This is a genomic window from Microbacterium neimengense (assembly GCF_054782995.1).
Genome location: NZ_BAAGRK010000015.1, coordinates 426768 through 449221 on the forward strand (window position 1 = coordinate 426768; position 22454 = coordinate 449221).

Here is a 22454-nt window from a genome sequence, read left to right on the forward strand (position 1 = left end):
AATCCGAGGATTCGGGGGCTTTCGCATGCTCACTCGGCGACGAACGAGCTGGTCTCCCCCACGAGGCGAGTGTTGTCCGCGGGCACCGCCTCCACGGCCGCGAGGGCGACCTCGGCCGCGAACTCGGACACGTTGTACAGCTTGCCGGCATCCTCTCGGCGCAAGGCGATGGCGCCGGGGTTCGCGCGCTCCAGGAGTGTCGCCGTGATGGTGCCTTCGATCATGTCGCCCGAGACGACCACGAACTCGATACCGCGCTCCGCCAGAGCGGGGATCCGCTCACGAAGCGCATCCTCACCGGCCCGCTTGGAGAGCGCGACCGGCTCGTACTCGGGCATGGTGGGCGTCGTGTGGATGAAGTGCGCCTGGTGGCTCGTGACGAAGACGACGCGCGACCCCGAACCCAGCAGAGGCAGGGCGGTCTCGAGCACGCGCACCTGGGCGTCCCGGTTCAGCTGCAGCGCGTAGTCCGCGGCCATGCCGCCCTCCATGCCGCCCGAAGCATTGAGCACGAGTATGTCGAGCGAGCCGAACGTCTGCTCGACCTCGGAGAACATCGCCTGCACAGAGTCCGCGTCCGTCAGATCGGCTCCGACCACGAGCACCCGCACGCCGAGTTCGCGCAGCTGTGCGGCAAGCTTCTCAGCACGCGGCGCCTTGTTGCGGAAGTTGATGACCACGTTCGCGCCGGCCTGCGCGAAATAGCGCACGGTGTCGGCTCCGATACCGCGCGACGATCCGGTCACAAGGGCGGTCTTGCCGGCGAGGGAACCGGCGGCGAGGGGGGTGAGCGAATCGGTCACGGGCACTCCTGAATCTTGCGCGAAGGGGCATCGCCGGGCGCCGAAACGGCGCATCAGGGCGACACCCGACCCTACCAATCCCCGCTCGGCGTCGCGCGCGATAACGTGGGCATCGTGACGCATCCGTACCTGAGCGGTACACCTCGCCCGCGGGTCCTCGCTCATCGAGGACTCGTCCCCGCGAGTAGTCCCGAGGTGGTCGAGAACTCCTTCGCGGCGATTGCCGCCGCACATGCCGCCGGCGCCGTATACGTCGAATCGGACTGTCATCTGACACGTGACGGCGAGGTCGTCTTCTTTCACGACGACGACCTGTCGCGCGTGGCCGGCGATCCCCGCCTGGTCCGAGATGTGACGCTGCGCGAGCTCGAGGATCTCATGGCCGATCGCGGCGGCCTCGCGAGCTTCGAACAGGCGCTGCAGAGCTTCCCCGACGTGCGCTTCAACATCGATGTCAAGGCGGATGGTGCCGCGGAGCCCGCAGGGCGCCTCGCCGCGAGCGCGGCGGAGCGCGTCCTGCTGACGAGCTTCTCCGAGCGTCGGCGCCGAACGGCGCTCGAGGCGGCGGCGCGCGCCCGCTCGACCCTCCTCCCCGCCACATCCGCCGGCGCGAGCCTGGTCGCGCGCGTCGCCGCGGCCGCCGTCACAGGCTCCCGCCGACTGATGCGTCGAACGCTGGCGGGTATCGACGCCCTTCAAGTTCCGGAGTATCAGAACCGCATCCGCGTCGTGACCCCACGCTTGCTCGATGCGGTGCACGGTGCGGGCGTGGAAGTCCATGTGTGGACCGTCAACGACGATGCGGACATGCGACGCCTGATCGACATGGGAGTCGACGGCCTCGTGACCGACCGTGCGGATCTCGCGCTGCGAATTCTCGGCGCTGGTCGCTGAAGATAGACTGTGAGTTGTGCTCCGTCATAGCGGCCTCGGATGATCCTCCCAACTCGACGCGTTATACCGGGTAAGCACCACGCGACGAGAGGACCACACAATGGCAGACCGCAGTCTTCGCGGCATCCGACTCGGCGCCCAGAGCCTACAGAGCGAAGAGGGCGTCGTTTTTCATGAGCGCACGCAGCAGACCTACGTCTGCAGCGTGTGTTCGAAAGAGACCACACTGACTTTCGCGGCAGACGCTGAGCCGCCGCAGACCTGGGAATGCCGCGCATGCGGCGGAGAGGCACTGCTGCGCGTGGGCGAGCAGACCGTCTCCGTCGACCACAGCGACGACAAGGCCGCCCGTACCCACTGGGACATGCTGCTCGAGCGCCGTACGATCCCGGAGCTGGAGGAGCTTCTCGAGGAGCGTCTCGCCTTCGTCCGCGCCCGTCGCGGCGCCGGTGACGACGTCACCAAGAAGACCGCCTGAGCGCACTCTTTCGAACGGCGCCGCACCCCACGGGGTGCGGCGCCGTTCTTCGTCACACGCGGTTTCGGCGCGGTGCACGCAGCCGCGCCGCGAGCGCCGCTGCCACGAGCGCGACCAGGCTGCCCCACGCGAATACGGCATGCAGTGCCGGGCCGAGCACCATCGCGGCGGTCGTGCCGGTACGCAGCGGGACCTCGGTCACCATCGCGCCGGCGGTGTCGGCGGCGATGCCGTCGATGACTTCCCCGGTGGGAGCGATCACCTGACTCGTGCCCACGGTCGAGATGTTCACGACGGCTCGTCCTGTCTCGATCGCCCGAGCGCGCGCGAACGCGAGCTGCTGGAGATTCTCGTCGGTCCCGCGGAAATCCGCGTTGTTGGTCTGGTAGACGTACACTTGGGCGCCGCCGTCCGAGGCCGCCCAGACCACGTCGTCGTAGATGACATCGAAGCAGATGGCGAGCCCGATCGGGGTATCACCGAGTTCGACGACAGGTTCGGCCGTGCCCGGGGTGTACTCCCGCTGGATGAGGTTGATGAGATCCGGCGCCAACGCGGCGAAGAAAGGACGATCCGGGACGTACTCTCCGAACGGCACCGGATGGATCTTGTCGTAGGAGGCGACGACGCCCCTCCCCGGCTCCCACAGCATCGACGTGTTGAAGAAGCGATCGCCGCGCGCCGTCGCGGCGTTCACGAGCAGGGGTGCGCCGATACGATTCGACAGCGTGTCCAGCGTGGCGGCCGTGGTCCGGTTGGCCGTCGGATCGGAATCGATGCCACCTTCCGGCCAGACCAGCAGATCCATACGATCATCCGCGATCGCCTCGGTGGCCTTCATCTGGGCGTCGAGGAGCGCGCCCCGCGTGCGCTGGTCGAAGTATCCCGCCGGGCCGTTGCCCTGCACCGACCCGATGCGCAGCGTACCGGCGGCGGTGGTGTTGAACGCGGGCACCGCGAACGCGATCACGGCGACGAGCACGACCGGAACGGCCGTGCGGATCTCCTTGAACCTGCGCATGCGCACGTACTCGATGGCCGCGGCGCACAGGAGGACGATGACGAAGCCGACACCCGACATCCCGATCCAGGACAGGAGGGGGGCGAACGGGCCGTTGACCTGCGTCACGCCGACCCTGCCCCACGGAAAGCCGCCGTACGGGAAGGTGCCGACCCACTGTTCGCGCAGCACCCAGAGACCCGCGACGAGGAGAGGGAGCGCGATGAGACGGGGCCAGGTGCCTCGCAGCGCCCGCGGCACCCACCGGTAGGCCCAGGTGATGAGGATGGCCGCAGCACCGGTCAGGACGGCTTCGAGGACCGACAGCGCGAGCCACGGTACCGGTCCCAGATAGCGAGCGGTGAACGAGACGTTGATGAGGAAGAACGCCGCTCCGTACGCCGTGCCGACGAGGAACGCGCCACCCGCGCTGCGGCCGATGAGAGAGACGAGCGCGAGCGGGATCGCAACGAACACCATCGGCCACCAGCTCAATGCGGGGAACGCCGTCGTCAGAGCGAGCCCGCCGAGAACGGATACCAGCACGGCAGCCCAGAGCGGAAGGAGGGCACGCGGTCTCGGCACGTTCTCCAGCCTAGGCGGATCCGGCTATGGGCCCGCCGTCAGACGCCGGCGTACGCGACGATGCCGCGACGCACCGAGTCGAGCGCAGTGCGCGCGGTCGTGGCCAGTGGCGCATCTGCGACGAGGGAGAGCTGATCGAGCAGATCGATCGTCTGCTTGGCCCACCGCACGAAGTCGCCGGCCGCCATGTCGGCCTCCGTAAGCACACGGTCGAGGATCGACCCTCGTGCCCACGAGTACATCGCCTGCGACAGCCCCGCCGCCGGCGGTGTGGAACCGGGCAGGTGGTGGTCGCGTTCGAGATCGTCGAGCCGCTGCCACAGGTCCTCGGTGGCGGTGAGGGCGGTGCGGAAGGCACCGCGGGGCAGGCCCCGCTCCCCCACCCCTGCCTCGTCCCGCCGGGGCTCGTACACGAGAGCGCACACCAGCGCGGCCAGCGACGGCGCGTCCAGACGATCCCAGATGCCGGTGCGCAGTGACTCCGCGACCAGAAGGTCGCGCTCTCCGTAGATGCGCCGCATCCGTCGACCCGATGCGGTGAGGATCGTGCGCCCGTCGTCGTCGCGAGCGACGTAGTCGAGCTCGCTCAGCACGTCCACGACGCGATCGAAGACGCGCGCGACCGTGCCGGTTCGTGAGGAGATCTGGCCGCGCACGCGTTCTACGCGCTTGTTCAGCTTGAGGTAGCGCTCTGCCCACCGCGCGTGCGATTCGCGCTCCGGACAGGAGTGACACGGATGATGCTGGAGCCGGCGGCGGAGCGACTGGATGCGGCGCGTGCGCTCGTCGCGGGTCGCGCGAGAGGCGTTGGCGTCCTTACGCCCGAGCTTCTCCAGCTCGGAGACCTCCTGTCGCAACTGCGCGTACTCCGCATAGTCGCCACGATCGCAGGTCATCGCCTCGCGGTAGCCCGCGAGAGACTCCTCCGCCGCCCGCACCTCCCGGGCAAGCCCGACGACGGAGCGGTCGGCCTGGAACTGCGCGAACGAGGACTCGAGTATCTCCCGGGCCCTGGCGCGGCCGAACTGGTCGATCAGGTTGACCGCCATGTTGTAGGTGGGTCGGAAGCTCGAGTTCAGCGGGTAGGTGCGTCTCGACGCGAGCGCCGCGACGGCCTGGGGATCCATCGACTCGCTCCACTGCACCACCGCGTGCCCCTCGACGTCGATGCCACGACGCCCGGCCCGGCCGGTCAGCTGCGTGTACTCCCCCGAGGTGATGGCGACACGCGCCTCGCCGTTGAACTTCTCAAGCTTCTCGAGCACGACGGTGCGGGCCGGCATGTTGATGCCCAGTGCCAACGTCTCCGTCGCGAAGACGACCTTGACGAGCTTGCGGCGGAAGAGCTCCTCGACGATCTCCTTGAACGCGGGCAGAAGCCCGGCGTGGTGGGCTGCGACGCCCCGTTCGAGGTTCTCGCGCCATTCCCAGAAGCCGAGAACCGCGAGATCTTCGTCCGGGAGGTTGCGCGTGCGCTCCTCCACGATCTCTCTGATCGCACGGCGCTCGTCGGCGTCCGTGAGACGAAGTCCCGAACGTCGCACCTGCTGCACGGCCCCATCGCACCCCGCGCGGGAGAAGATGAAGAAGATCGCGGGGAGCAGGTTCGCCCGCCCCAGCAGATCGACGACCTCGGGCCGGTCGATGCGCTCGAGTCGCCGGGCGTTGCCGGAGCGCAGCTGCTTGGTCCCGTGCCGATGCGGACGGCGGTGCGCGTCCGCATCCCGTCGGGCCTGCTGCCCGTAGCGTTTGCGGTCGTGTCCGGACCCCCCGCCGGAGCGGATGCGGAGCAGCTCCTGGTTGACCTGCGCGGCGGCGACGCCGGCGCGATCATCGAACAACGGGAGAAGATCTCCGCGCACCAGGACGTGCTGTTCGAGAGGCACCGGACGGGTCTCGGAGACGATGATGTCCGTCTCGCCGCGCACCGTGTCCAGCCAGTCGCCGAACTCCTCGGCGTTCGACACGGTGGCCGACAGGGAGACCAGTCGCACGCTCTCAGGGAGGTGGATGATGACCTCTTCCCAGACCGCTCCGCGGAAGCGATCCGCAAGATAGTGGACTTCGTCCATCACGACGAAACGGAGGTCGCGCAGGGCGGCCGAGCCCGCGTAGAGCATGTTGCGCAGCACCTCGGTCGTCATCACGACGATGCGCGCGTTGCCGTTGATGTTGGTGTCGCCGGTGAGAAGCCCGACGTTATCGGGCCCGTAAACCTCGGTGAGTTCGCGGAACTTCTGGTTCGACAGCGCCTTCATCGGCGTCGTGTAGAACGCCTTGTCGCGCGACGTGAGCATGGCGAGATGAATGGCGAACTCGCCGACGATCGTTTTGCCCGCGCCGGTGGGAGCCGCCACGAGGACGCTCCTGCCCTCTTCGAGGGACGCGCATCCCTCGAGCTGGAACGGATCGAGCTCGAACCGCTGCGCGGCCGCGAACGCGGCGGTCTCGGGATGAGACGCCCGCGACTGTGCGGCGGCGAACTTCTCGGCGGCGGAGAGTTCCGTCACAGCGTGGTGTCCAAAAGAGCGTTCTCGCGCTTCCGCCGGCGGCGGTCGAAGATGATCGACAGGCCCGCCGCCGCGAAGAACAACACGATCAGGATGGCGCCGAGCAGCAGCATGCTGACGACGTCAGCGGCTGGGGTGGCGACGGCCGCGAAGATCGTCGCGACGAGCACGGCCACCCGCCAGCCCTTCAGGATCGCCATGCCCGACATGATCCCGGCGAGGTTCAGCGCCACGAGGAAGACGGGGAGCACGAAAGAGACACCCACGACGATCATGAGCTTGAAGATGAAGTCGTAATACTCGGATGCGGAGTAGAAGTTGACGGCGCCCTGGGGCGTGAAGCTCCACATCACCTCGATGACGTGAGGCATGACGAGGACCGCCACATAGCACCCGGCGAAGAACAGCGGGATGGCGGCCGCGACGAAGCCGATCGTGTAGCGGATCTCCTTGCGAGTCAGACCCGGCATGATGAACGCCCAGATCTGCCATAGCCAGACAGGGGCTGAGAAGAAAATGCCGATCGTGACGGCGATCCGCATCCTCATCTCGAACGCGGAGGTCACCGTCGGAAAGTTCAGCGCGGAGAAGTCGTCGCCCCGCTGCCTCGCCACGTACTCGATGGGGGCCATCAGCCAGTCGAGAATCGGCTGAGTGACGAACAACGCGACGATCATCGCCGCGACGAGGGCGAGGGCGCCGATCATGAGACGACGCCGCAGCTCGATGAGGTGCTGTCCCAGCGACATCCGCTTCTCGCGGCGTGGCTCTTCAGCTCCCGTGATGGGCGAAGCCGGGGCCGTCACGGCCGGTCAGGCGCGAGTGTCGGGCGAAGTCCCCGTGTCGGGAGCCTTCGGCGTGGACTCCGCCGGGGCAGGAGCCGACGCGGCGTTGGTGACCGTGGACGGCGCCGCCGCGTCGTCCTCCTTCATAGCCTTCATCTCTCCGCGGAACACCCGGGCGGACTGTCCCACGCTCTTGGCCAGAGCCGGCAGCTTGGCAGCGCCGAAGAGGAGCAGAATCACCGCGAGGATGACCAGCAGGTGCGGCCAACCGAAAGCGCCCATGGAGATCTCCAAAAGTTCGAGGTGCCCCCAGTGTAACCCGCGCTTGCGTGACGGGGCCGGGGATCAGTCGGAGTGTTCGTACTGCGCCAGGCCTGCGTGCGCCCAGGATGCGGCAGCTCGGCGGGCCGCCTCGGGTGCCAGGATCTCGACGTCACCGGCGCGGCGGGCGGCGAGTCGACGCAGCACGCCCTCATCCGCCAGGCGCACCGTGGCGGTCGCCATGCCGCCGGAGCTCTCGATCTCGGCGTGCGTCAGGAACTCTCCGAGAAGCGGTGCCACTGCCTCCGGGAACCGCAGACGGGCCACGATGTCGCCCTGGAGGGTGTCGAACAGGGCGGGCAACGGATCCGCGCTGTGCGTCACGGGGATGTCGGTGACCTCGACGTCGGACACCCGGTCGAGGTGGAACGTGCGCGTCGCCTGGCGCAGGTGGCACCAGCCCTGCAGGTACCACTGTCCGTCGGCGATGTGCACCTTGACCGGGTCGACGGTGCGGGTCGTCGCGGCCGCATCCGGGGTCTTGTAGGAGAACGAGACCGCACGCCCTCGACGCAGCGCCTCGTCGACGCGCTCGCGCACCTGGTCGACCGGGGCGGGGGCGACGATGACGTCGGCCGGAACCGCAGCCGCTCCGCGCGCGAGTTTCGCCAGGAGGCCTTCCAAGAGGGCGGAATTGCTCACACCGGGTAGTGAGCCCGTGAGCTGGAGGCCGGCGAGCAGCGCCGCGGCCTCGCGCGCCGTCAGGCGAGGCGTGCGCTCGAGGCCGACGGTGTGGGTCAGCGCGATGCGGTCCTGCGTGTCGAGCAGATCCCAATCGATGTCGAAGAGGTCACCGGGCAGCGACCAGAAGCCGCCCTCCCCGGGACGGCCGATGACCGTCAGCTTCTCGACCATTCCCCGCATCTGAGCGGGGCTCACTTCGAAGTCGCGCGCGGCGTCTTCCAGGGCGACATCGCCGCGCTCGAGCAGATAGGGCACGAGTTGCATGATCAAGGCGGCGCGCTCGGTGGCGACCAGCGGACGCGAGGCGCTCACGAGCGTCCTCCGTGCAGCGCCATCACTGCGCGCAGGCGCTCGATCACGAGATCGCGCAGGTGGGGCGGGTCCACCACGCGCGCTTCGGGACCGTAAGAGGCCAACTCGTCGGCGAGGATGTGTGCATCGACGTACGGCACCAGGATGCCTTGGGGCGCGGAGCGCCCACGACGAGACAGTCGGAGTGCGGCCTCGGTTCCGGGATGCACTTCGATGAGAGCTTCCTGTCCTGTCGCGAGTTCCTGGAGCTCGTGCAGGGCTCGTTCTCCCGCGCCCGCACGCAGCGAGGGGTCGAAACCCTCCTTGGTGATCTGGACCGCGTCGGTGATACGGGAGAGGAGAAATGTGCGCTCCGCGCCGAGCGTGACGTCCGTGCCGTAGACGTGCCAACGGGCCTCGTACTCGACGAGGGCCAGTGGTCGCACCCTGCGACGCCGAGCCGTGGACTCCCCCGGCCGCACATAGGTGAACGAGACGACGCGCGCCTGCTCGATGGCTCGCTGCAGCGGGGCGAACGCCGTGTCGCGAACGCTGATGCGCGGCGCGTAGCCGACGATCTCGGCGTCGACTTCGTTGCCCAGTGCGCGGATCTTCCGCAGCCCGCTCCGTGCGGGCAACGACATGCTGTTCTCGCTCCAGACAGAGCCCGCGAGGTTCAGCAGGGCGATCTCCGCCGGCGTGAACGTGATGTCCTCGGGGAGCCCGTACTCCGCGGTCGGCACACGGTAGCGGGCCTCGCGGAGGTCATCGGGATCGGCGTGGTCGCCGATGGTCTCGATCGGAACTCCCAGCGCGCGCAAGCTCTCCTTGTCGCGCTCGAACATCTTCTCCAGAGCGGTCTTCGACGCGCCGGACTCCGCCTGCTCCCGGTAGCCCGACACCGACCGGAGGATGGTGTCCTTGGTGAGGCCCTGCTCCGTCGCCATGAGCGCGACGGCGAGATTCACCAGACGCTCCTCGGGCGCGACGGAACTCGCTTCGTTCATGGGCACCCCCATATCCTAGGCGCGCCGCTGCCTGCCGGCGCGGTGATGGTGGGGCTCAGCCCAGCGCGCCGAGGATGTCGATGACGTAGATGGACGCATCGCCGGAGGCGTCGGCGGGCGGCTCCACGACCAGCACCTGCGAGCCGATCGGAAGGCCGGCGATCGTCTGCGAGACGACCGAGTCGCCCCCGAGTGCAACGGCGTCGGGCTTGTCGTCCCAGGTGGTTTTCGTGACGCGCTTGCTCTTCCAGTCGACCTGCAGCACGTTCACGACGACGGTCGAGCCGTCAGCGGGGACGTCGTGCTCGCCCTTCTTCAGAACCTCCACCTTGCGCTCGGACGGAGCGGAGCCATCGGGGACCACCACGCCGGGGTGGCCGTCGTCGGTGAGCACGACGGAGGGCATCCCGTGCGCATCGTTGTACTGCGGTGCACCATCGGCCGCCGCGAGCAGCACCGAACGCAGATCCAGAACAGCCACGAGCGGGGTTCCTTCGGGAAGCCGCAGTTGCTGCAGGAATCCGGCCTCGATCTGATCGGCGGCGAGGCCGACGACGATCTTCGACCCCCCGGTCGCGCACTCCAGCGCGCTCTTGATGCCCGGCATCGCCTGAGTGAGGCCGGTCAGCGGGAGGTAGAGCGGCTGACCGTACCCCTCCGCGGCCAGGACTTCGCCGCTCGTCGCGTCAGCGAGGGTGAAGCCCACGTCCACCACCTGGTTGTCGGAGACGATGGCGTTTCCGTCGCCGGTGACGAGGTCGTCGTACTGCACGCCGTCGATATTGATCGGCGAGGACACCTGGACCGCGGGTGCGACAGTGCTGTCATCGCCGGAGACGGTGACGAGCGAGCCGATCGAGCCGACGGAGGCAGGGCGGTCGCAACCAGATGCTGCCGATGACGAGCATCCGACGAGGGCCAGGGTCATCAGGCCGACTGCGGCGGCCGCGGCGGGGAGTCTGCGCACCGGATCAGTCTACGTGCTCGGCGGCGGCGTCCTCCGCCGCCGCTTGGCGTGCACCGGCGGCCGCGCGCTGCGCCTCGCGCACGCGCTTGCGGAGATTCTTGTCGGTGATCTGCCGCTCCCCCACCGCCCCCGGCGTCCACAGCTCCACGTCCTCGTCGCTGTAGCTCGACTTGGATGCGCGCCGCTTCTGCTCGGGGAGCACGGCGCCGGGAGCGAGTCGCCGCGCCGTCAGCAGGAACCCGGTGTGCGCGACCATGCGGTGGTCCGGGCGCACCGCGAGCCCCTCGACGTGCCAGCCCCGCACGAGCGTCTCGCTCGCCTCCGGGTCGGTGAAGAGCTCGGTCTGACGGATGTACTCCGCGACGCGGCTGAGCTGCGTGGCGGTGGCGACGTAGCAAATCACCACGCCGCCGGGCGCGAGGGCATCGGCGACCACATCGATGCATTCCCACGGCGCCAGCATGTCGAGCACGACGCGGTCGACGGATGCCGGTTCGACCGCTTCCGGCAAGCGCTCGACGAGATCCCCGACCTCGAGCGTCCAGTTCTCGGGCACGGAGCCGAGGAAGGTCTCGACGTTTGCGCGCGCGACCTCGGCGAAGTCCTCCCGCCGCTCGAAGGACGTCAGCCGTCCCGCCACTCCGACTCCACGCAGGAGCCAGAGCGCGAGCGCACCCGACCCGACACCCGCTTCGACGACGACCGCCCCGGGGAAGATGTCGGCCTGCGCGACGATCTGGGCCGCATCCTTCGGGTACACGATCGCGGCGCCGCGCGGCATCGACATGACGAAATCGCGCAGCAACGGGCGCAGAGCGAGGTACTCGTGACCGCCGCTGTTGGCAACGACGGAGCCGTCAGGCACCCCTTCGAGGTCGCGATGACGCAGCACGCCGTGATGCGTGTGCAGCTCGCCCCCGTCCTTCAGCGTGATGGTGTGCAGTCGACCCTTCGGACCCGTCAACTGGATGCGATCGCCGAAGCGGAAGGGGCCGCGGGGCGTGGAGGCGGGAGTGGTCATCGTGCGACGTCCTCGAATTTGTGGTGTGCGGTGAACAGACGCGCGATGTCGTCGGCGTCGGTGTCGGCGAGCGAGGGCCACAGGGCGGCTGCCCCGACGCCCTCGAGCGACACCATGTGGGGAACGCCGAGTGCGACGGTGCCGGCCGCGATGGCGGAACGCAGTCCGTTCGGCGAGTCCTCGATCGCGACGGTGCGCGCCGGATCGACGCCGAGCGAGGCGCAGGCCTGCAGGTACGGATCAGGGAAGGGCTTCGGGCGGGTCGCCTCGTCTCCGGCGATCACGAGGTCGAAGGCGTCGAAGTCGATGAGCTCGACGACCGCGTCCGCCATGCGACGCAGGGACATGGTCACCAGAGCCGTCCGCACCCCCGCTGCACGGAGACTGGCCAGCAGCTGGCGGGCACCGGGGCGGAAGGGCACGCCGTCCTCCCGCAGCGACTGCATGACCCGGGTCGTCAGCGTGTCGATGATCTGCTGCTCGGCAAGACGAACGCCCGCGCCCTGCAGAAGGCGTGCCGCGTCATCGAGCCCGAGGCCGACCAGCCCCAGCGCCTGTTCGTGGGTCCAGACGCCGCCGTAGGCGGCGACGAGCGGCCCCTCGGCTGCCATCCAATAGGGCTCGGTGTCGACGAGAGTGCCGTCCATGTCCCACAGGACGGCCTCGGGAAGCTGGGGGTTCACCGTCCCATGCTACGAGGCACCCCGACCGGACCCGCGCCACGCGGCGTCGCTGCGCCTATCCTGGAACGATCCCCGCGGCGCTCAGCTGCTGCGGAAGAGAGGGAGTGACGGTGGAGGGACTCGGTCGGCGCGTTCTGGTCGCCGCCTTCGACGGCTGGAACGATGCGGGTGAGGCGGCATCCGCCGCGCTCGCGCTCCTGCGCACCGAGGGCGAGTACGAACCTGTCTACTCGGTCGATCCCGAACTGTACTTCGACTATCAGTACACCCGCCCGACGGTGAGCCTGGATGCGGAGGGCAATCGCGCGCTCTCTTGGCCGGAAGCGACGCTGCTGCGCCCGGCGCAGCAGACACGGGGCACGCAGCTGTGGCTGCTGACCGGCGTCGAACCGGCGCGAGCGTGGAAGGCGTTCGCCTCCGAGCTCGTCGACTTCGCCCTCGCCGAGGACATCACCGGTTTCGTCGCGCTCGGCTCGATGATGGCGGATGTGCCGCATACCCGCCCGATCTCGATCTTCGCGGGCAGCGACAGCGACGCGCTGCGTACGGGCCTGGGCCTCGAGAGAAGCTCGTACGAGGGGCCCGTCGGCATTCTGAGCGTCCTCGCCCATGTCGCGGAACAGGCCGGCATCCCTGCGGCTTCGCTGTGGGCCAGCGTTCCGCACTACGTCGCGGGACACACGCCTTCTCCGAAGGCCACGCTGGCGCTGCTGGACCGGCTGGAGGACATCACCGGGGCGAAGATTCCCCGCGGCGAGCTGTCGACGCAGGCCGCCGCGTGGGAGGCATCCATCGACGCCGCCGCGGCCGACGACGAAGAGATGACCGAGTACATCCGCGGACTCGAGCGCACGCGAGACACGTGGGACTCCCCGGATGCGTCCGGCGACGCCATCGCCCGTGAGTTCGAGCAGTACCTGCGTCGCCGCGGCGACGGGCCGGGCAAGCCCGGCCGCGACGAGCCACGACGCTGACGCGCGCCCGTGATCAGGCGGCGATGACGCCGGTCGCAAGCATGATCATCACGAACGCACCCAACGCGACGCGATAGATCACGAACGGCAGGAAGCTGCGCTTGGAGATCCACGCCATGAAGTACTTGATGACCACGAGCGCGACGAAGAACGCGACGATGGTCGCGGCCCCCGTCTCCCACAGGTTGAACACGGGGTCCACTTCGGGCTCGCGGAGCACTTTGAACAGCTGGTAGAAGCCGCTGCCGAACACCGCAGGAATCGCGAGTAGGAACGCGTATCGCGCCGCCGCCGCACGCTCATAGCCGAGGAAGAGACCGGCGGTGATGGTGCCGCCGGAGCGCGACACCCCCGGCACGAGCGCGAGCGACTGCGCCAGGCCGAAGACGATGCCGTGGCCGACCGTGAGGTCCTTGAGCTTACGGCGGTGTGCGCCGACCGCATCGGCGATGCCGAGAAGAACGCCGAAGAAGATGAGCATGCCCGCGACCAGCCAGAGCGAGCGGAACACGCCCTCGATCTGGTCCTGGAAGAAGAGTCCCAGCGCGACGATCGGCACCGACCCGACGATGATCAACCAGCCCATCCGCGCGTCGGGATCGTTACGCGGCACGCGTCCGGTGAAGGATCCGAACCAGTGCGAGATGATGCGGACGATGTCCTTCCAGAAGAAGATCACGACCGCGGCCTCGGTCCCGATCTGCGTGATCGCCGTGAACGCCGCGCCCGGATCCTGAGCGGAAGGCAGGAAGGCTCCGAGGATCGCGAGATGCGCGCTGGATGAGACCGGAAGGAACTCGGTGAGACCTTGGACGAGGCCCAGAAGGAGCGCTTCGAGGAAATTCTGCATCGACGGCCTTTCGCCTTATCGGATGACGGGTCAGCAGGTGCGGAGGAAGTCGGTCAGCACGCGCTGCCCGAACACGAGGGAATCGATCGGGACGCGCTCATCGACACCGTGGAACATACCGGTGAAATCCATGCCCCGCGGAAGGCGCAACGGCGCGAACCCGTAACCGGTGATCCCCAGACGCGAGAGCGCCTTGTTGTCGGTGCCCGCACCGAGCAGGTACGGGATGACGGGCGCCTCGGGATCGTGCCGCGCGAGGGCGGCGACCATGCGATCGACGAGGTCGCCGTCGAAGGTCGTCTCCAGGCCGACGTCGCGCACGACCGTCTCGATCTCGATCCCCTCGCCGACGATCCGACGGATGTCCGCGAGCGCCGCATCCTCGGTCCCGGGGAGCACACGGACGTCGATCAGCGCCTCGGCCCGGTCGGGGATCACGTTGTGCTTGTAACCGGCGGCCAGTCCCGTCGCGTTCGCCGTCGTGCGCAGACTCGCCCGAAGAAACGCGGATGCAGGACCGGCGGCATCGGCCAACGCATCGGGATCGGCTGCGTCCATCCCGGTCAGGCGCGACATCTCGGCGAGGAAGCGCTCGGTGGTGTCCGTGAGCCGCAGCGGCCACTCGGTGCGCCCGAGTGCCGCGACGGCCTCGGCGAGGCGGACCACCGCGTTGTCCGGGTGGAATCTGCTGCCGTGCCCGGCCGCGCCGCGCGCGACCAGCCGCAACCAGAGAAGCGCCTTCTCCCCCACCTGGAGGAGGTAGGCACGTCGAGAGCCGACGTCGACGGAGAAGCCGCCCACTTCGCTGATCGCCTCGGTCGCGCCGGCGAAGATCTCCGGTCGATGTTCGACGACGAGCGAGGAGCCCTCGACGCCGCCGTTCTCCTCGTCTGCGAAGAAGGCCAGTACGAGATCGCGCTCCGGCTGCTCGCCTGCGTGCAGGAGCTCCGCGACCGACGTGAGGATCATGGCGTCCATGTTCTTCATGTCCACCGCACCGCGTCCCCACAGCATCCCGTCACGGACGACGCCCGCGAACGGGTCGACGCTCCAGTCCTCCGCCACGGCAGGCACGACGTCGAGGTGACCATGGACGACGAGGGCCGGCCGGGTGCGGTTCCGTCCCGGCACGCGAGCGAACACGTTCGTACGGCGATCCACCGGTTCGTAGTACTGCGTCTCGAGACCGAGTTGCTCGAGGTAGGCGCCGACGTACTCGGCTGCCTCGCGTTCACCCACAGCACGACCGCCGCCGTAGTTCGTCGTGTCGATGCGGATGAGGTCTCGCGCGATCCGCGCGACCTCGGGCAGATCGGGCGCGCCTGCGGCAGTCGCGTCCGTCATGGGGTTCAGGCTACCGGCTCCGTGTGTCCGTCCCGTGACGCGCGACACACGCGGGGCGTCCTGGATTATCGACCGGACACGGGACGTGGTAACGTTGCTCCTCGTTGCGAAAGCGACGAAAACACTGCGCGGGTGGCGGAATAGGTAGACGCGCTAGCTTGAGGTGCTAGTGCCCGTATAGGGCGTGGGGGTTCAAGTCCCCCCTCGCGCACAGTGACCGAAGAGGGTCCCGAAAGGGGCCCTCTTCTTCTTTGCGCTCGTGCCATCCCGCGCCGACGCTTATGCCGCGCTCAGCTGCGGACGCGCTTGCGCAGCAGTTCGATCCGAGCCTGCAACTGTGCGACGGTCGCGTGCGAGACCGCGGGTCCGCCGCACAGGCGACGTAGCTCGGTGTGCACCGCGCCGTGCGGCTCACCGCTCTGTCGCGCGTACAGCCCGACCAGGCTGTTGAGCAGCTGGCGCTGTTCCTTGAGCGTGCGATGCAGGGGCGCGGGGATGTCGCTCGACGGCTCCTGCTCCCCCGCCGCCTCGCGTGCCTCCCGCGCGGAGCGATGGCGTCCCTGACGGGCTTGGCGCTGCATCAGGAGTTCGTGCACGTGCTCCGGCTCGAGCAGCCCCGGGATGCCCAGGAACTCCTCCTCCTCCGGCGTCCCGGGCACGGCGAGCTGGCCGAACTCCTTGCCGTCGAACAGCACCCGGTCGAAGTGGGCGTTGGCACCGAGCGCCTGGTACGCGAACTCCTCCGTCAGCGCGTCGGATGCGGAATCCTCGCGCTCCGCCGCGTTCATCATGTCCTCTTCGGCGTCCCACATGTCCTCCGCGTCGCTCTCGCGATCGAGCGCGTGGTCGCGCTGGCGCTCCATCTCGTTGGCGAGGGTCAGGAGCTGCGGAACGTTCGGGAGGAACACGCTCGCGGTCTCACCGCGGCGCCTGGCACGCACGAAACGACCGATCGCCTGCGCGAAGAACAACGGAGTCGACGCAGAGGTCGCGTACACGCCGACGGCGAGGCGCGGCACGTCCACACCTTCGGACACCATCCTGACGGCCACCATCCAGCGAGAATCCGAGGCGGAGAACGTCTCGATGCGAGAGGACGCCTCGGCCTCGTCGGAGAGGACGACGGTGACGGACTCACCGGAGATCTGCTGCAGGATGTCGGCGTACGCGCGCGCCGCCGTCTGGTCGGTCGCGATGACGAGGCCGCCCGCATCCGGGACCTGTTCCCGCACCTCCGAGAGGCGGCGATCCGCCGACCGCAGGACGGCGGAGATCCACTCCCCCTCCGGCGCGAGCGCCGTACGCCACGCCTGGGACGTGATGTCCTTCGTGTTGTCCTGCCCGAGCTGCGCCTCCATCTCGTCGCCGGTCTTCGTGCGCCATCGCATGTGGCCGGCGTAGACCATGAAGAGCACGGGTCTCACGACGCCGTCCTCGAGCGCGCGACGGTAGCCGTACGCGTAGTCGGTGCGCGAGACGCGATTGCCCTTGGCATCCGGGTGGTACTCGACGAACGGGATGGGGGCTGTGTCGGAGCGGAAGGGCGTCCCGGACAGCAGCAGCCGGCGGGTGGCACGCCCGTACGCCTCACGCAGCGCGTCGCCCCAGCTGAGGGCGTCGCCGCCGTGATGCACCTCGTCGAGGATCACGAGGCTGCGCTTCTCGATCGTCAAGTACTGATGGACGGACGCCTTCACGGCGACCTGCGCATACGTCACCGCGACGCCGTGATACTGCCGAGCCGGAACCGTGTGTCGGTTGCTGAAGTGGGGGTCGAGGCGGATGCCCACCCGGGCCGCAGCATCCGCCCACTGCGTCTTGAGGTGCTCGGTCGGCGCGACCACGATGATGCGGTCGACGACGCCACGGCGCAGCAGCTCGCTCGCAAGTCGGAGCGCGAAGGTGGTTTTTCCTGCGCCGGGTGTCGCGGCGGCGAGGAAGTCCCTGGGGCCCTTGCCCACACCATCCGGGCCGTCGAGCGAGAAGTACTGGTCGAGGGCCTCCGCCTGCCAGGCGCGCAGGCGCTGCGCGGTTCCCCACGGTGCTCGCTGCGGATACGTCGGTGAGAGGTGCTCGGCCGCGAAACTGCCGATGTGCTCGGCCCCGTGCTCGTCGATCCGATCGGCGTCGATGGTCGTCTCCCGCTCGTCGTCCATCGCACCTCCGTTCTCGAACGCGAGAATCCACGATAGGCGAGATCGAGGACACCCGGACCCGACCTCCGTTCAGGGCACGAGGCTACGCTGAGAGGTTAGGAGGAACGATGACCACCGAATCGGATCTGCCCCACCGCACGCCCTACGTCGCAAACGATCAGGGCCACCCGTGGCGGCGATTCGTCGCCATCGGCGACTCCTTCACGGAGGGCATCGGCGATCCCTCACCCGACTCGCCTGGCGGCAACCGTGGCTGGGCGGACCGCGTCGCCGAGGTCCTCGGAAGCGGCCTAAACGACTTCGCCTACGCGAATCTGGCGGTGCGCGGCCGCCTGATCGGCCAGATCGTCGCGGAGCAGATCGAGCCCGCCCTCGCCCTGTCCCCTGACCTCATCAGCTTCTGCGCGGGCGGCAACGACGTCATCCGCCCCGGCACGGATCCGGACGAGATCTCGCAGCAGTTCGAGGATGCCGTCATCCGTCTCTCGTCGACGGGCGCCACCGTCGTCGTGTTCACGGGCATCGACACGAACTTCTCGCCGGTGTTCCGCGGCTTCCGCGGGAAGGTCGCCATCTACAACGAGAACCTTCGTGCCATCGCCGACCGGTATGACTGCATCGTGGCGGACCAGTGGGGCCTGAAGGAGATCCAGGACGCCCGCTTCTTCGCGGACGACCGCCTCCACCTGAACGCCCTCGGTCATCACGAAGTCGCGCGGATGGTGCTGAGAGCCCTCAACGTCCCCAACGACCTGACGCCGATGCAGCCGGCGCCGATCGCGGTGCGCAACTGGCGTGCGGCCCGCGCGGATGATCTCGTCTGGGCGCGCACGTACCTCGTCCCCTGGGTTCTGCGGCGGCTGAGGCACCAGTCGTCAGGCGACCACGTGACGGCGAAGCGCCCGGAACCGTCGCGCGTGGCACGGTTCGACGATCAGTCGCCCACCGCGGGAGGATGAGCCAGCGCCCAGAGCGCCACGGCGCCCGCTGACGCCACGTTGAGCGAGTCGACGCCGCCCGCCATCGGGATCGTCACGACCGTGTCGGCCGCCCGGAGTGCCCCGCGGCTCAGACCGTCGCCCTCGGCGCCGAGCAGTAATGCCACCCTCTCGGGTCGCGACGCCGCAAACGACTCGAGCGCGACGGCGTCGTCCGCGAGCGCGAGAGCGGCGAGGTGGAATCCCGCCTCGTCGAAGAGGCGTCTCGCCTCGGGCCACGCAGGCAGGCGTGTCCAGGGGACCTGGAAGACGGTACCCATGCTCACCCGGATGCTTCGGCGGTACAGCGGATCCGCGCAGCGCTGGGTGACCAGCACCGCATCCGCCCCCATCCCCGCGGCCGCGCGGATCGCCGCCCCCACATTCGTGTGATCGACGATGTCCTCCAGGACGAGCACCGTGCGGGCGTTCCGCAGAAGATCGGCCACTCCCGGCAGCTCCGGCCGGTTCATCGCCGCCAGCGCGCCGCGGTGCACGCTGTAGCCCGTGACGGACTCCGCGACCGCGGCAGGCACGACGTACACGGGGGTGTCGGTAGCACCCAAAAGCGCCGACACCTCATCGACCCACTTCTGCTGCACGAGCACGGAACGGGGTCGGTGCCCCGCCGCCAGCGCCCGCGCGATCACCTTCGCGGATTCCGCGATGTACAACCCCTCCGCCGGCTCCGACACACGCCGCAGAGCGACGTCCGTCAGGTCGCGGTAATCGTGCAGTCGCGCGTCGTCGGGGTCGGTGATCTCTTCCAAGTGCATACGTCCTCCTCCGCCAGCTAACCAGCCTCGGACGCCGGCCACGAAACATGCCCGCAAACCGGCAGGCGTAGGCTCGGCAGCAGGAGGTACTGTGCCACTCGTGACGGAACCCGATCCGACCGCCCTCGCCGAGCTGGAGCGCGCGATCGATGCGCTGGCCGGCCGCCGGGTCGCCGTCCTCACCGGGGCCGGGGTATCGACCGACTCCGGCATCCCGGACTACCGCGGACAGGGCGCGCCGGTGCGCAAGCCCATGAGTGTCGAGCAGTTCCTCGCCGAGGAGAGCGCCAGACGACGCTACTGGGTGGGCAGCCACCTCGGCTGGCGGCGCTTCGCCGCGGCCCAGCCCAACGAGGGCCACCGAGCCCTCGCCCACCTGGAGGCTGAGGGCATCACGAGCGGGGTCATCACCCAGAACGTCGACGGTCTGCATGTACGTGCCGGCTCCCGTCGCGTGGTCGAGCTGCACGGCACGATGCGCCGCGTGGGCTGCCTGCAATGCGGGCAGGTGTTCGACCGACGGGATCTCGCGGCGAGGGTGGAGGCGGACAACCCCTGGCTGAGCGAGACCGAAGAACTGCCGCTCGGGCCCGACGGCGACGTCGCGGGCGCCGAGGTGGAGGGCTTCCGCATCCCCGAGTGCAGCGTGTGCGGGGGCGTGCTCAAGCCGGACGTCGTCTTCTTCGGCGAGTTCATCCCTGCCGAGAGGTTCCGCGAGGCCGAGCAGCTCGTGCGCGCCGCGGACGCACTTCTCGTGGCGGGCTCGTCCCTCGTCGTGAACTCGGGCATCAGATTGGTCGAGCGCGCCCGGCGACGTAGGCTTCCGGTGGTCATCGTCAACCGCGGACAGACCCGGGCCGATGCTCGGGCCACGGTGAAGGTCGACGCCGGGACGAGTGAGGTGCTCACCGCCCTGGCGGACGCACTCCCCCGCCGACGTTGACTCCGCTTCGACACACCGACAGGCCCGTGACCCACCTCATCCTCATCCGCCACGGCGAAACCGACTGGAACCGTGCACGCCGAATCCAGGGCGCGACAGACATCCCCCTCAACGACACCGGACGCGCGCAGGCTCGCGATGCTGGCCTCGCCCTCCGCGACCGCCACGACGCAGAGAGCCCGCTGTTCCTCGTCTCGAGCGATCTGCAGCGCGCAGCCGAGACGGCGGACATCATCGCCACGATCCTGGAACGGCCGGTGGCCGGGAGGTATCCCGAGCTGAGGGAGCGTTCGTACGGCGAGGCCGAAGGCGTATCCATCGACGAACTCGCCGAGCGCTGGGGACGGGGCCCCGATGCCCGAGTACCTGGCGCCGAGACGCGAGAACAGCTGCGCCAGCGCGCGCTGAGCGGTCTGGCACGGGTGATCGCTGACGCATCTGCAGACGCGGCGCCCCCTGTGGTGATCGCCGTCGCACACGGCGCCCTCATCCGCGAGGTGCTGGCGTTCGCCACCGACGAACAGCTTCCCGCCGACGGCGACCGTCTCGGCAACGGGTCTGCGCAGGAGTTCTCGTGGCAGGACGGCGTCCTGCGGCTTCTCTCCTACTCGTCCGCCTGAGTCGGCTCGACGGCGATGCCGTAGCCTGACACACGATGAGCCGTCGACCGAAGAACGATCCGCCGCCGGATGCCGGAGCCGCATCCCGGCGCGATTTCCTGCGAGTGGGCGGACTGGCCCTCGGGGGACTGGCCCTGGGCGGCGCCGCTGGAGCGGGCGCGTCGGCGGTACAGGCCTCGACGCGTCCGTCGCGCGCAGCCAATGAACCTGCGTTCGCGCACGTGGTCGTGCTCATGGGCGAGAACCGGTCGTTCGACAACCTCCTGGGCCACCTCTACACACCCGACACCCTGCCCACCGGTGCACGTTTCGACGGCCTCGCGTTCGGCGACTACTCGAACCCCGCGCCTGACGGTCGAACGGTGCCTGCGCACGTCTACACCGGCAGCACGGATGACATCATGTGTTCACCCGACCCGGATCCCGGCGAGACGTACCCGCACGTGAACACCCAGATCTTCGGCACGGTGGATCCAGCGTCCAACGAGACCTCGTGGCATCGACCGCTGCGCGCGCCCTGGAACGCGCCGGCTGCCGACACCACCCCAACGATGCAGGGGTTCGTGCGCGATTACGTCGCGAACTATCGACGCACGAGCAAGGGAAAGGAACCGTCGCCGGCCGACGCCGACGTCATCATGGGTGGATTCTCCCCCGCCATGCTGCCCGTGCTCTCGACGCTGGCTCAGGGGTTCGCGGTCTATGACCATTGGCACTGCGCTGTGCCCAGCCAGACGTACTGCAACCGCTCCTTCTTCCATGCCTCGACCTCGCACGGCTTCGTCACCAATCGCGGTGGCGGCGGGTATGGCAAGTGGTTGGATGCGCCCGCGGCGCCGACGATCTTCAACCGCCTGGAGGAGGCGGGCCGCAGCTGGCGCATCTACTTCGACGAACAGCAGCTCGTCTCGCTCACCGGCGTCATGCATGCGCCGGTACTGGAGAAGTACTGGCGGAGCGACCATTTCGCATACATGGACCGGTTCTTCGCGGATGCGAAGGCGGGGACTCTGCCCGACTACGCGTTCATCGAGCCCCGGATGGTTTACAACCACAACGACTTCCACCCTCCCTTCGGCGTGGTGCGCGGGAGCGACGTCGACGGCTCCCCCGTGTTCGATTCGGCGGTCTCGGACGTCCGCGCCGGCGAAGCACTGGTGGCGAGCGTCTACGACGCGATCCGCACCTCCGTCAGCAGAGACGGCTCCAACGCCCTCAACACTCTCCTGCTCATCACGTTCGACGAGCACGGCGGTACCTACGACCACGTCGTCCCGCCCAAGGCGACTCCGCCGGACCCTGAGGCCGCCGAGGGCGAGATGGGGTTCCGTTTCAACCGACTCGGCGTGCGCGTGCCCGCGATCGCCGTGTCGGCGTATACGAAAGCGGGCACGATCATCAACGAGGAGATCCATCATGCCGCCGTCATCGCGACCCTCTGTCAGCTGCACGGTCTCGAGCCGCTGACCGATCGCGACCGTGGCGCTCCGACCCTGTTCAGTGCGACCAATCTGACCGAGCCGCGCGATCCATCCACCTGGCCCACCGTGAGTCCCGCCTACGTGCCACCGCTGCTGGAAGAGGACGAGCTCGAGGAGATCCGCACCTCCGACAAGCCGCTGACGTCGCCCGCGAAAGGCTTGCTCGGACTCCTTCTGGAGCGTTACGGCCCGAGCGGCGCCCCGGAACCGCAGACCTACGCCGACGCCTACAACATTCTCAAGGCGCACGGACTGGGGCTGTTCACGGCTCAGGGCACATCCCCGACCCCGACGGCGACGTAGC

Annotated in this window: 21 protein-coding genes and 1 tRNA gene; 8 read left to right on the forward strand and 14 right to left on the reverse strand. The window is 68.8% G+C overall.

The features are described 5' to 3' along the window. Positions 1-29 precede the first annotated feature (29 nt). On the reverse strand, positions 30-803 hold the full coding sequence (locus tag ACYVJS_RS12620) for an SDR family oxidoreductase (RefSeq protein ID WP_460740257.1): 774 nt from the start codon (positions 801-803) through the stop codon (positions 30-32). Between the two features lie 114 nt (positions 804-917). Between ACYVJS_RS12620 and ACYVJS_RS12625 the strand changes: the two genes are divergently transcribed. Together ACYVJS_RS12625 and ACYVJS_RS12630 are read left to right on the forward strand one after the other, a co-directional pair. Next, a complete protein-coding gene (locus ACYVJS_RS12625; protein WP_460740258.1) occupies positions 918-1697 on the forward strand; it encodes a glycerophosphodiester phosphodiesterase family protein in 780 nt (259 codons plus the stop codon). A 100-nt stretch (positions 1698-1797) separates the two neighbouring features. Then, positions 1798-2175 (forward strand): RNA polymerase-binding protein RbpA, encoded by a 378-nt coding sequence (locus tag ACYVJS_RS12630; protein WP_243227835.1) that lies wholly within the window; start codon positions 1798-1800, stop codon positions 2173-2175. A 52-nt stretch (positions 2176-2227) separates the two neighbouring features. On the opposite strand, the gene lnt is transcribed toward ACYVJS_RS12630, so the two are convergent. The 9 genes from lnt to ACYVJS_RS12675 form a co-directional block, all read right to left on the reverse strand. Beyond that, positions 2228-3760 (reverse strand): apolipoprotein N-acyltransferase, encoded by a 1533-nt coding sequence (lnt, locus tag ACYVJS_RS12635; protein WP_460740260.1) that lies wholly within the window; start codon positions 3758-3760, stop codon positions 2228-2230. Between the two features lie 38 nt (positions 3761-3798). Continuing rightward, positions 3799-6270, reverse strand: coding sequence for a DEAD/DEAH box helicase (locus ACYVJS_RS12640; protein WP_460740261.1), 2472 nt, complete (start codon positions 6268-6270; stop codon positions 3799-3801). Continuing rightward, a complete protein-coding gene (gene tatC, locus ACYVJS_RS12645; RefSeq protein WP_460740262.1) occupies positions 6267-7019 on the reverse strand; it encodes a twin-arginine translocase subunit TatC in 753 nt (250 codons plus the stop codon). The genes ACYVJS_RS12640 and tatC overlap by 4 nt, the downstream gene beginning before the upstream one ends. A 63-nt stretch (positions 7020-7082) precedes the next feature. Then, positions 7083-7337, reverse strand: a complete 255-nt coding sequence (gene tatA / locus ACYVJS_RS12650) for a twin-arginine translocase TatA/TatE family subunit (RefSeq protein ID WP_460740263.1) — start codon at positions 7335-7337, stop codon at positions 7083-7085. Positions 7338-7400: 63 nt separating this feature from the next. After that, entirely contained in the window at positions 7401-8372 is a 972-nt protein-coding gene (locus tag ACYVJS_RS12655; RefSeq protein WP_460740264.1) for a helix-turn-helix transcriptional regulator, read from the reverse strand. Then, complete coding sequence (locus tag ACYVJS_RS12660) at positions 8369-9358, reverse strand: helix-turn-helix transcriptional regulator (protein WP_460740814.1); 990 nt, start codon at positions 9356-9358, stop codon at positions 8369-8371. The genes ACYVJS_RS12655 and ACYVJS_RS12660 overlap by 4 nt, the downstream gene beginning before the upstream one ends. A 55-nt stretch (positions 9359-9413) precedes the next feature. Beyond that, positions 9414-10325, reverse strand: coding sequence for an FKBP-type peptidyl-prolyl cis-trans isomerase (locus tag ACYVJS_RS12665; RefSeq protein ID WP_460740265.1), 912 nt, complete (start codon positions 10323-10325; stop codon positions 9414-9416). A gap of 4 nt (positions 10326-10329) precedes the next feature. After that, a complete protein-coding gene (locus ACYVJS_RS12670; RefSeq protein ID WP_460740266.1) occupies positions 10330-11346 on the reverse strand; it encodes a tRNA (adenine-N1)-methyltransferase in 1017 nt (338 codons plus the stop codon). Further along, positions 11343-12029 (reverse strand): HAD family hydrolase, encoded by a 687-nt coding sequence (locus ACYVJS_RS12675; RefSeq protein ID WP_460740267.1) that lies wholly within the window; start codon positions 12027-12029, stop codon positions 11343-11345. Before ACYVJS_RS12675 ends, ACYVJS_RS12670 begins: the two co-directional genes overlap by 4 nt. A 110-nt stretch (positions 12030-12139) precedes the next feature. Between ACYVJS_RS12675 and ACYVJS_RS12680 the strand changes: the two genes are divergently transcribed. Continuing rightward, positions 12140-13003: a PAC2 family protein gene (locus tag ACYVJS_RS12680; RefSeq protein WP_460740815.1), complete on the forward strand. Its 864-nt coding sequence runs from the start codon at positions 12140-12142 to the stop codon at positions 13001-13003. 13 nt (positions 13004-13016) lie between these two features. On the opposite strand, the gene ACYVJS_RS12685 is transcribed toward ACYVJS_RS12680, so the two are convergent. Next, positions 13017-13853 (reverse strand): undecaprenyl-diphosphate phosphatase, encoded by an 837-nt coding sequence (locus tag ACYVJS_RS12685; RefSeq protein WP_243227827.1) that lies wholly within the window; start codon positions 13851-13853, stop codon positions 13017-13019. Positions 13854-13883: 30 nt separating this feature from the next. Beyond that, positions 13884-15197, reverse strand: a complete 1314-nt coding sequence (locus ACYVJS_RS12690) for a M20/M25/M40 family metallo-hydrolase (protein WP_460740268.1) — start codon at positions 15195-15197, stop codon at positions 13884-13886. A gap of 126 nt (positions 15198-15323) precedes the next feature. On the opposite strand from ACYVJS_RS12690, the gene ACYVJS_RS12695 reads away from it, so the two are divergent. Beyond that, positions 15324-15408: transfer RNA gene (locus ACYVJS_RS12695), tRNA-Leu, on the forward strand. 79 nt (positions 15409-15487) lie between these two features. Here the strand turns inward: ACYVJS_RS12695 and ACYVJS_RS12700 are convergent. After that, positions 15488-17353, reverse strand: a complete 1866-nt coding sequence (locus ACYVJS_RS12700) for a DEAD/DEAH box helicase (RefSeq protein WP_460740269.1) — start codon at positions 17351-17353, stop codon at positions 15488-15490. 107 nt (positions 17354-17460) lie between these two features. Here ACYVJS_RS12700 and ACYVJS_RS12705 point away from each other — a divergent pair, with 107 nt between their 5' ends. After that, positions 17461-18312, forward strand: coding sequence for an SGNH/GDSL hydrolase family protein (locus ACYVJS_RS12705; protein ID WP_460740270.1), 852 nt, complete (start codon positions 17461-17463; stop codon positions 18310-18312). On the opposite strand, the gene ACYVJS_RS12710 is transcribed toward ACYVJS_RS12705, so the two are convergent. Next, positions 18288-19106 carry a TrmH family RNA methyltransferase gene (locus tag ACYVJS_RS12710; protein ID WP_460740271.1) on the reverse strand — a complete coding sequence of 273 codons (819 nt, stop codon included), beginning with the start codon at positions 19104-19106 and terminating at the stop codon, positions 18288-18290. The two genes, ACYVJS_RS12705 and ACYVJS_RS12710, sit on opposite strands and share 25 nt — an antisense overlap. A 100-nt stretch (positions 19107-19206) precedes the next feature. Between ACYVJS_RS12710 and ACYVJS_RS12715 the strand changes: the two genes are divergently transcribed. The 3 genes from ACYVJS_RS12715 to ACYVJS_RS12725 are packed head-to-tail and all read left to right on the forward strand — an operon-like array spanning position 19207 to position 22453. After that, complete coding sequence (locus tag ACYVJS_RS12715; protein ID WP_460740272.1) at positions 19207-20049, forward strand: NAD-dependent protein deacetylase; 843 nt, start codon at positions 19207-19209, stop codon at positions 20047-20049. Positions 20050-20075: 26 nt separating this feature from the next. Beyond that, the gene (locus ACYVJS_RS12720; protein ID WP_460740273.1) at positions 20076-20669 is read left to right on the forward strand and encodes a histidine phosphatase family protein; all 594 of its coding nucleotides are present in this window, start codon (positions 20076-20078) and stop codon (positions 20667-20669) included. 35 nt (positions 20670-20704) lie between these two features. After that, positions 20705-22453 (forward strand): alkaline phosphatase family protein, encoded by a 1749-nt coding sequence (locus ACYVJS_RS12725; RefSeq protein WP_460740274.1) that lies wholly within the window; start codon positions 20705-20707, stop codon positions 22451-22453. Position 22454 lies beyond the last annotated feature (1 nt).

Bases quoted from the DNA above. Each gene is read 5' to 3' on its own strand.
- tatA (WP_460740263.1), bottom strand. From the start codon at position 7,337: ATGGGCGCTTTCGGTTGGCCGCACCTGCTGGTCATCCTCGCGGTGATT.
- ACYVJS_RS12725 (WP_460740274.1), top strand. From the start codon at position 20,705: ATGAGCCGTCGACCGAAGAACGATCCGCCGCCGGATGCCGGAGCCGCA.
- ACYVJS_RS12660 (WP_460740814.1), bottom strand. From the start codon at position 9,358: ATGAACGAAGCGAGTTCCGTCGCGCCCGAGGAGCGTCTGGTGAATCTC.
- ACYVJS_RS12710 (WP_460740271.1), bottom strand. From the start codon at position 19,106: ATGCACTTGGAAGAGATCACCGACCCCGACGACGCGCGACTGCACGAT.
- ACYVJS_RS12705 (WP_460740270.1), top strand. From the start codon at position 17,461: ATGACCACCGAATCGGATCTGCCCCACCGCACGCCCTACGTCGCAAAC.
- ACYVJS_RS12685 (WP_243227827.1), bottom strand. From the start codon at position 13,853: ATGCAGAATTTCCTCGAAGCGCTCCTTCTGGGCCTCGTCCAAGGTCTC.
- tatC (WP_460740262.1), bottom strand. From the start codon at position 7,019: ATGTCGCTGGGACAGCACCTCATCGAGCTGCGGCGTCGTCTCATGATC.
- ACYVJS_RS12690 (WP_460740268.1), bottom strand. From the start codon at position 15,197: ATGACGGACGCGACTGCCGCAGGCGCGCCCGATCTGCCCGAGGTCGCG.
- ACYVJS_RS12630 (WP_243227835.1), top strand. From the start codon at position 1,798: ATGGCAGACCGCAGTCTTCGCGGCATCCGACTCGGCGCCCAGAGCCTA.
- ACYVJS_RS12700 (WP_460740269.1), bottom strand. From the start codon at position 17,353: ATGGACGACGAGCGGGAGACGACCATCGACGCCGATCGGATCGACGAG.
- ACYVJS_RS12670 (WP_460740266.1), bottom strand. From the start codon at position 11,346: ATGACCACTCCCGCCTCCACGCCCCGCGGCCCCTTCCGCTTCGGCGAT.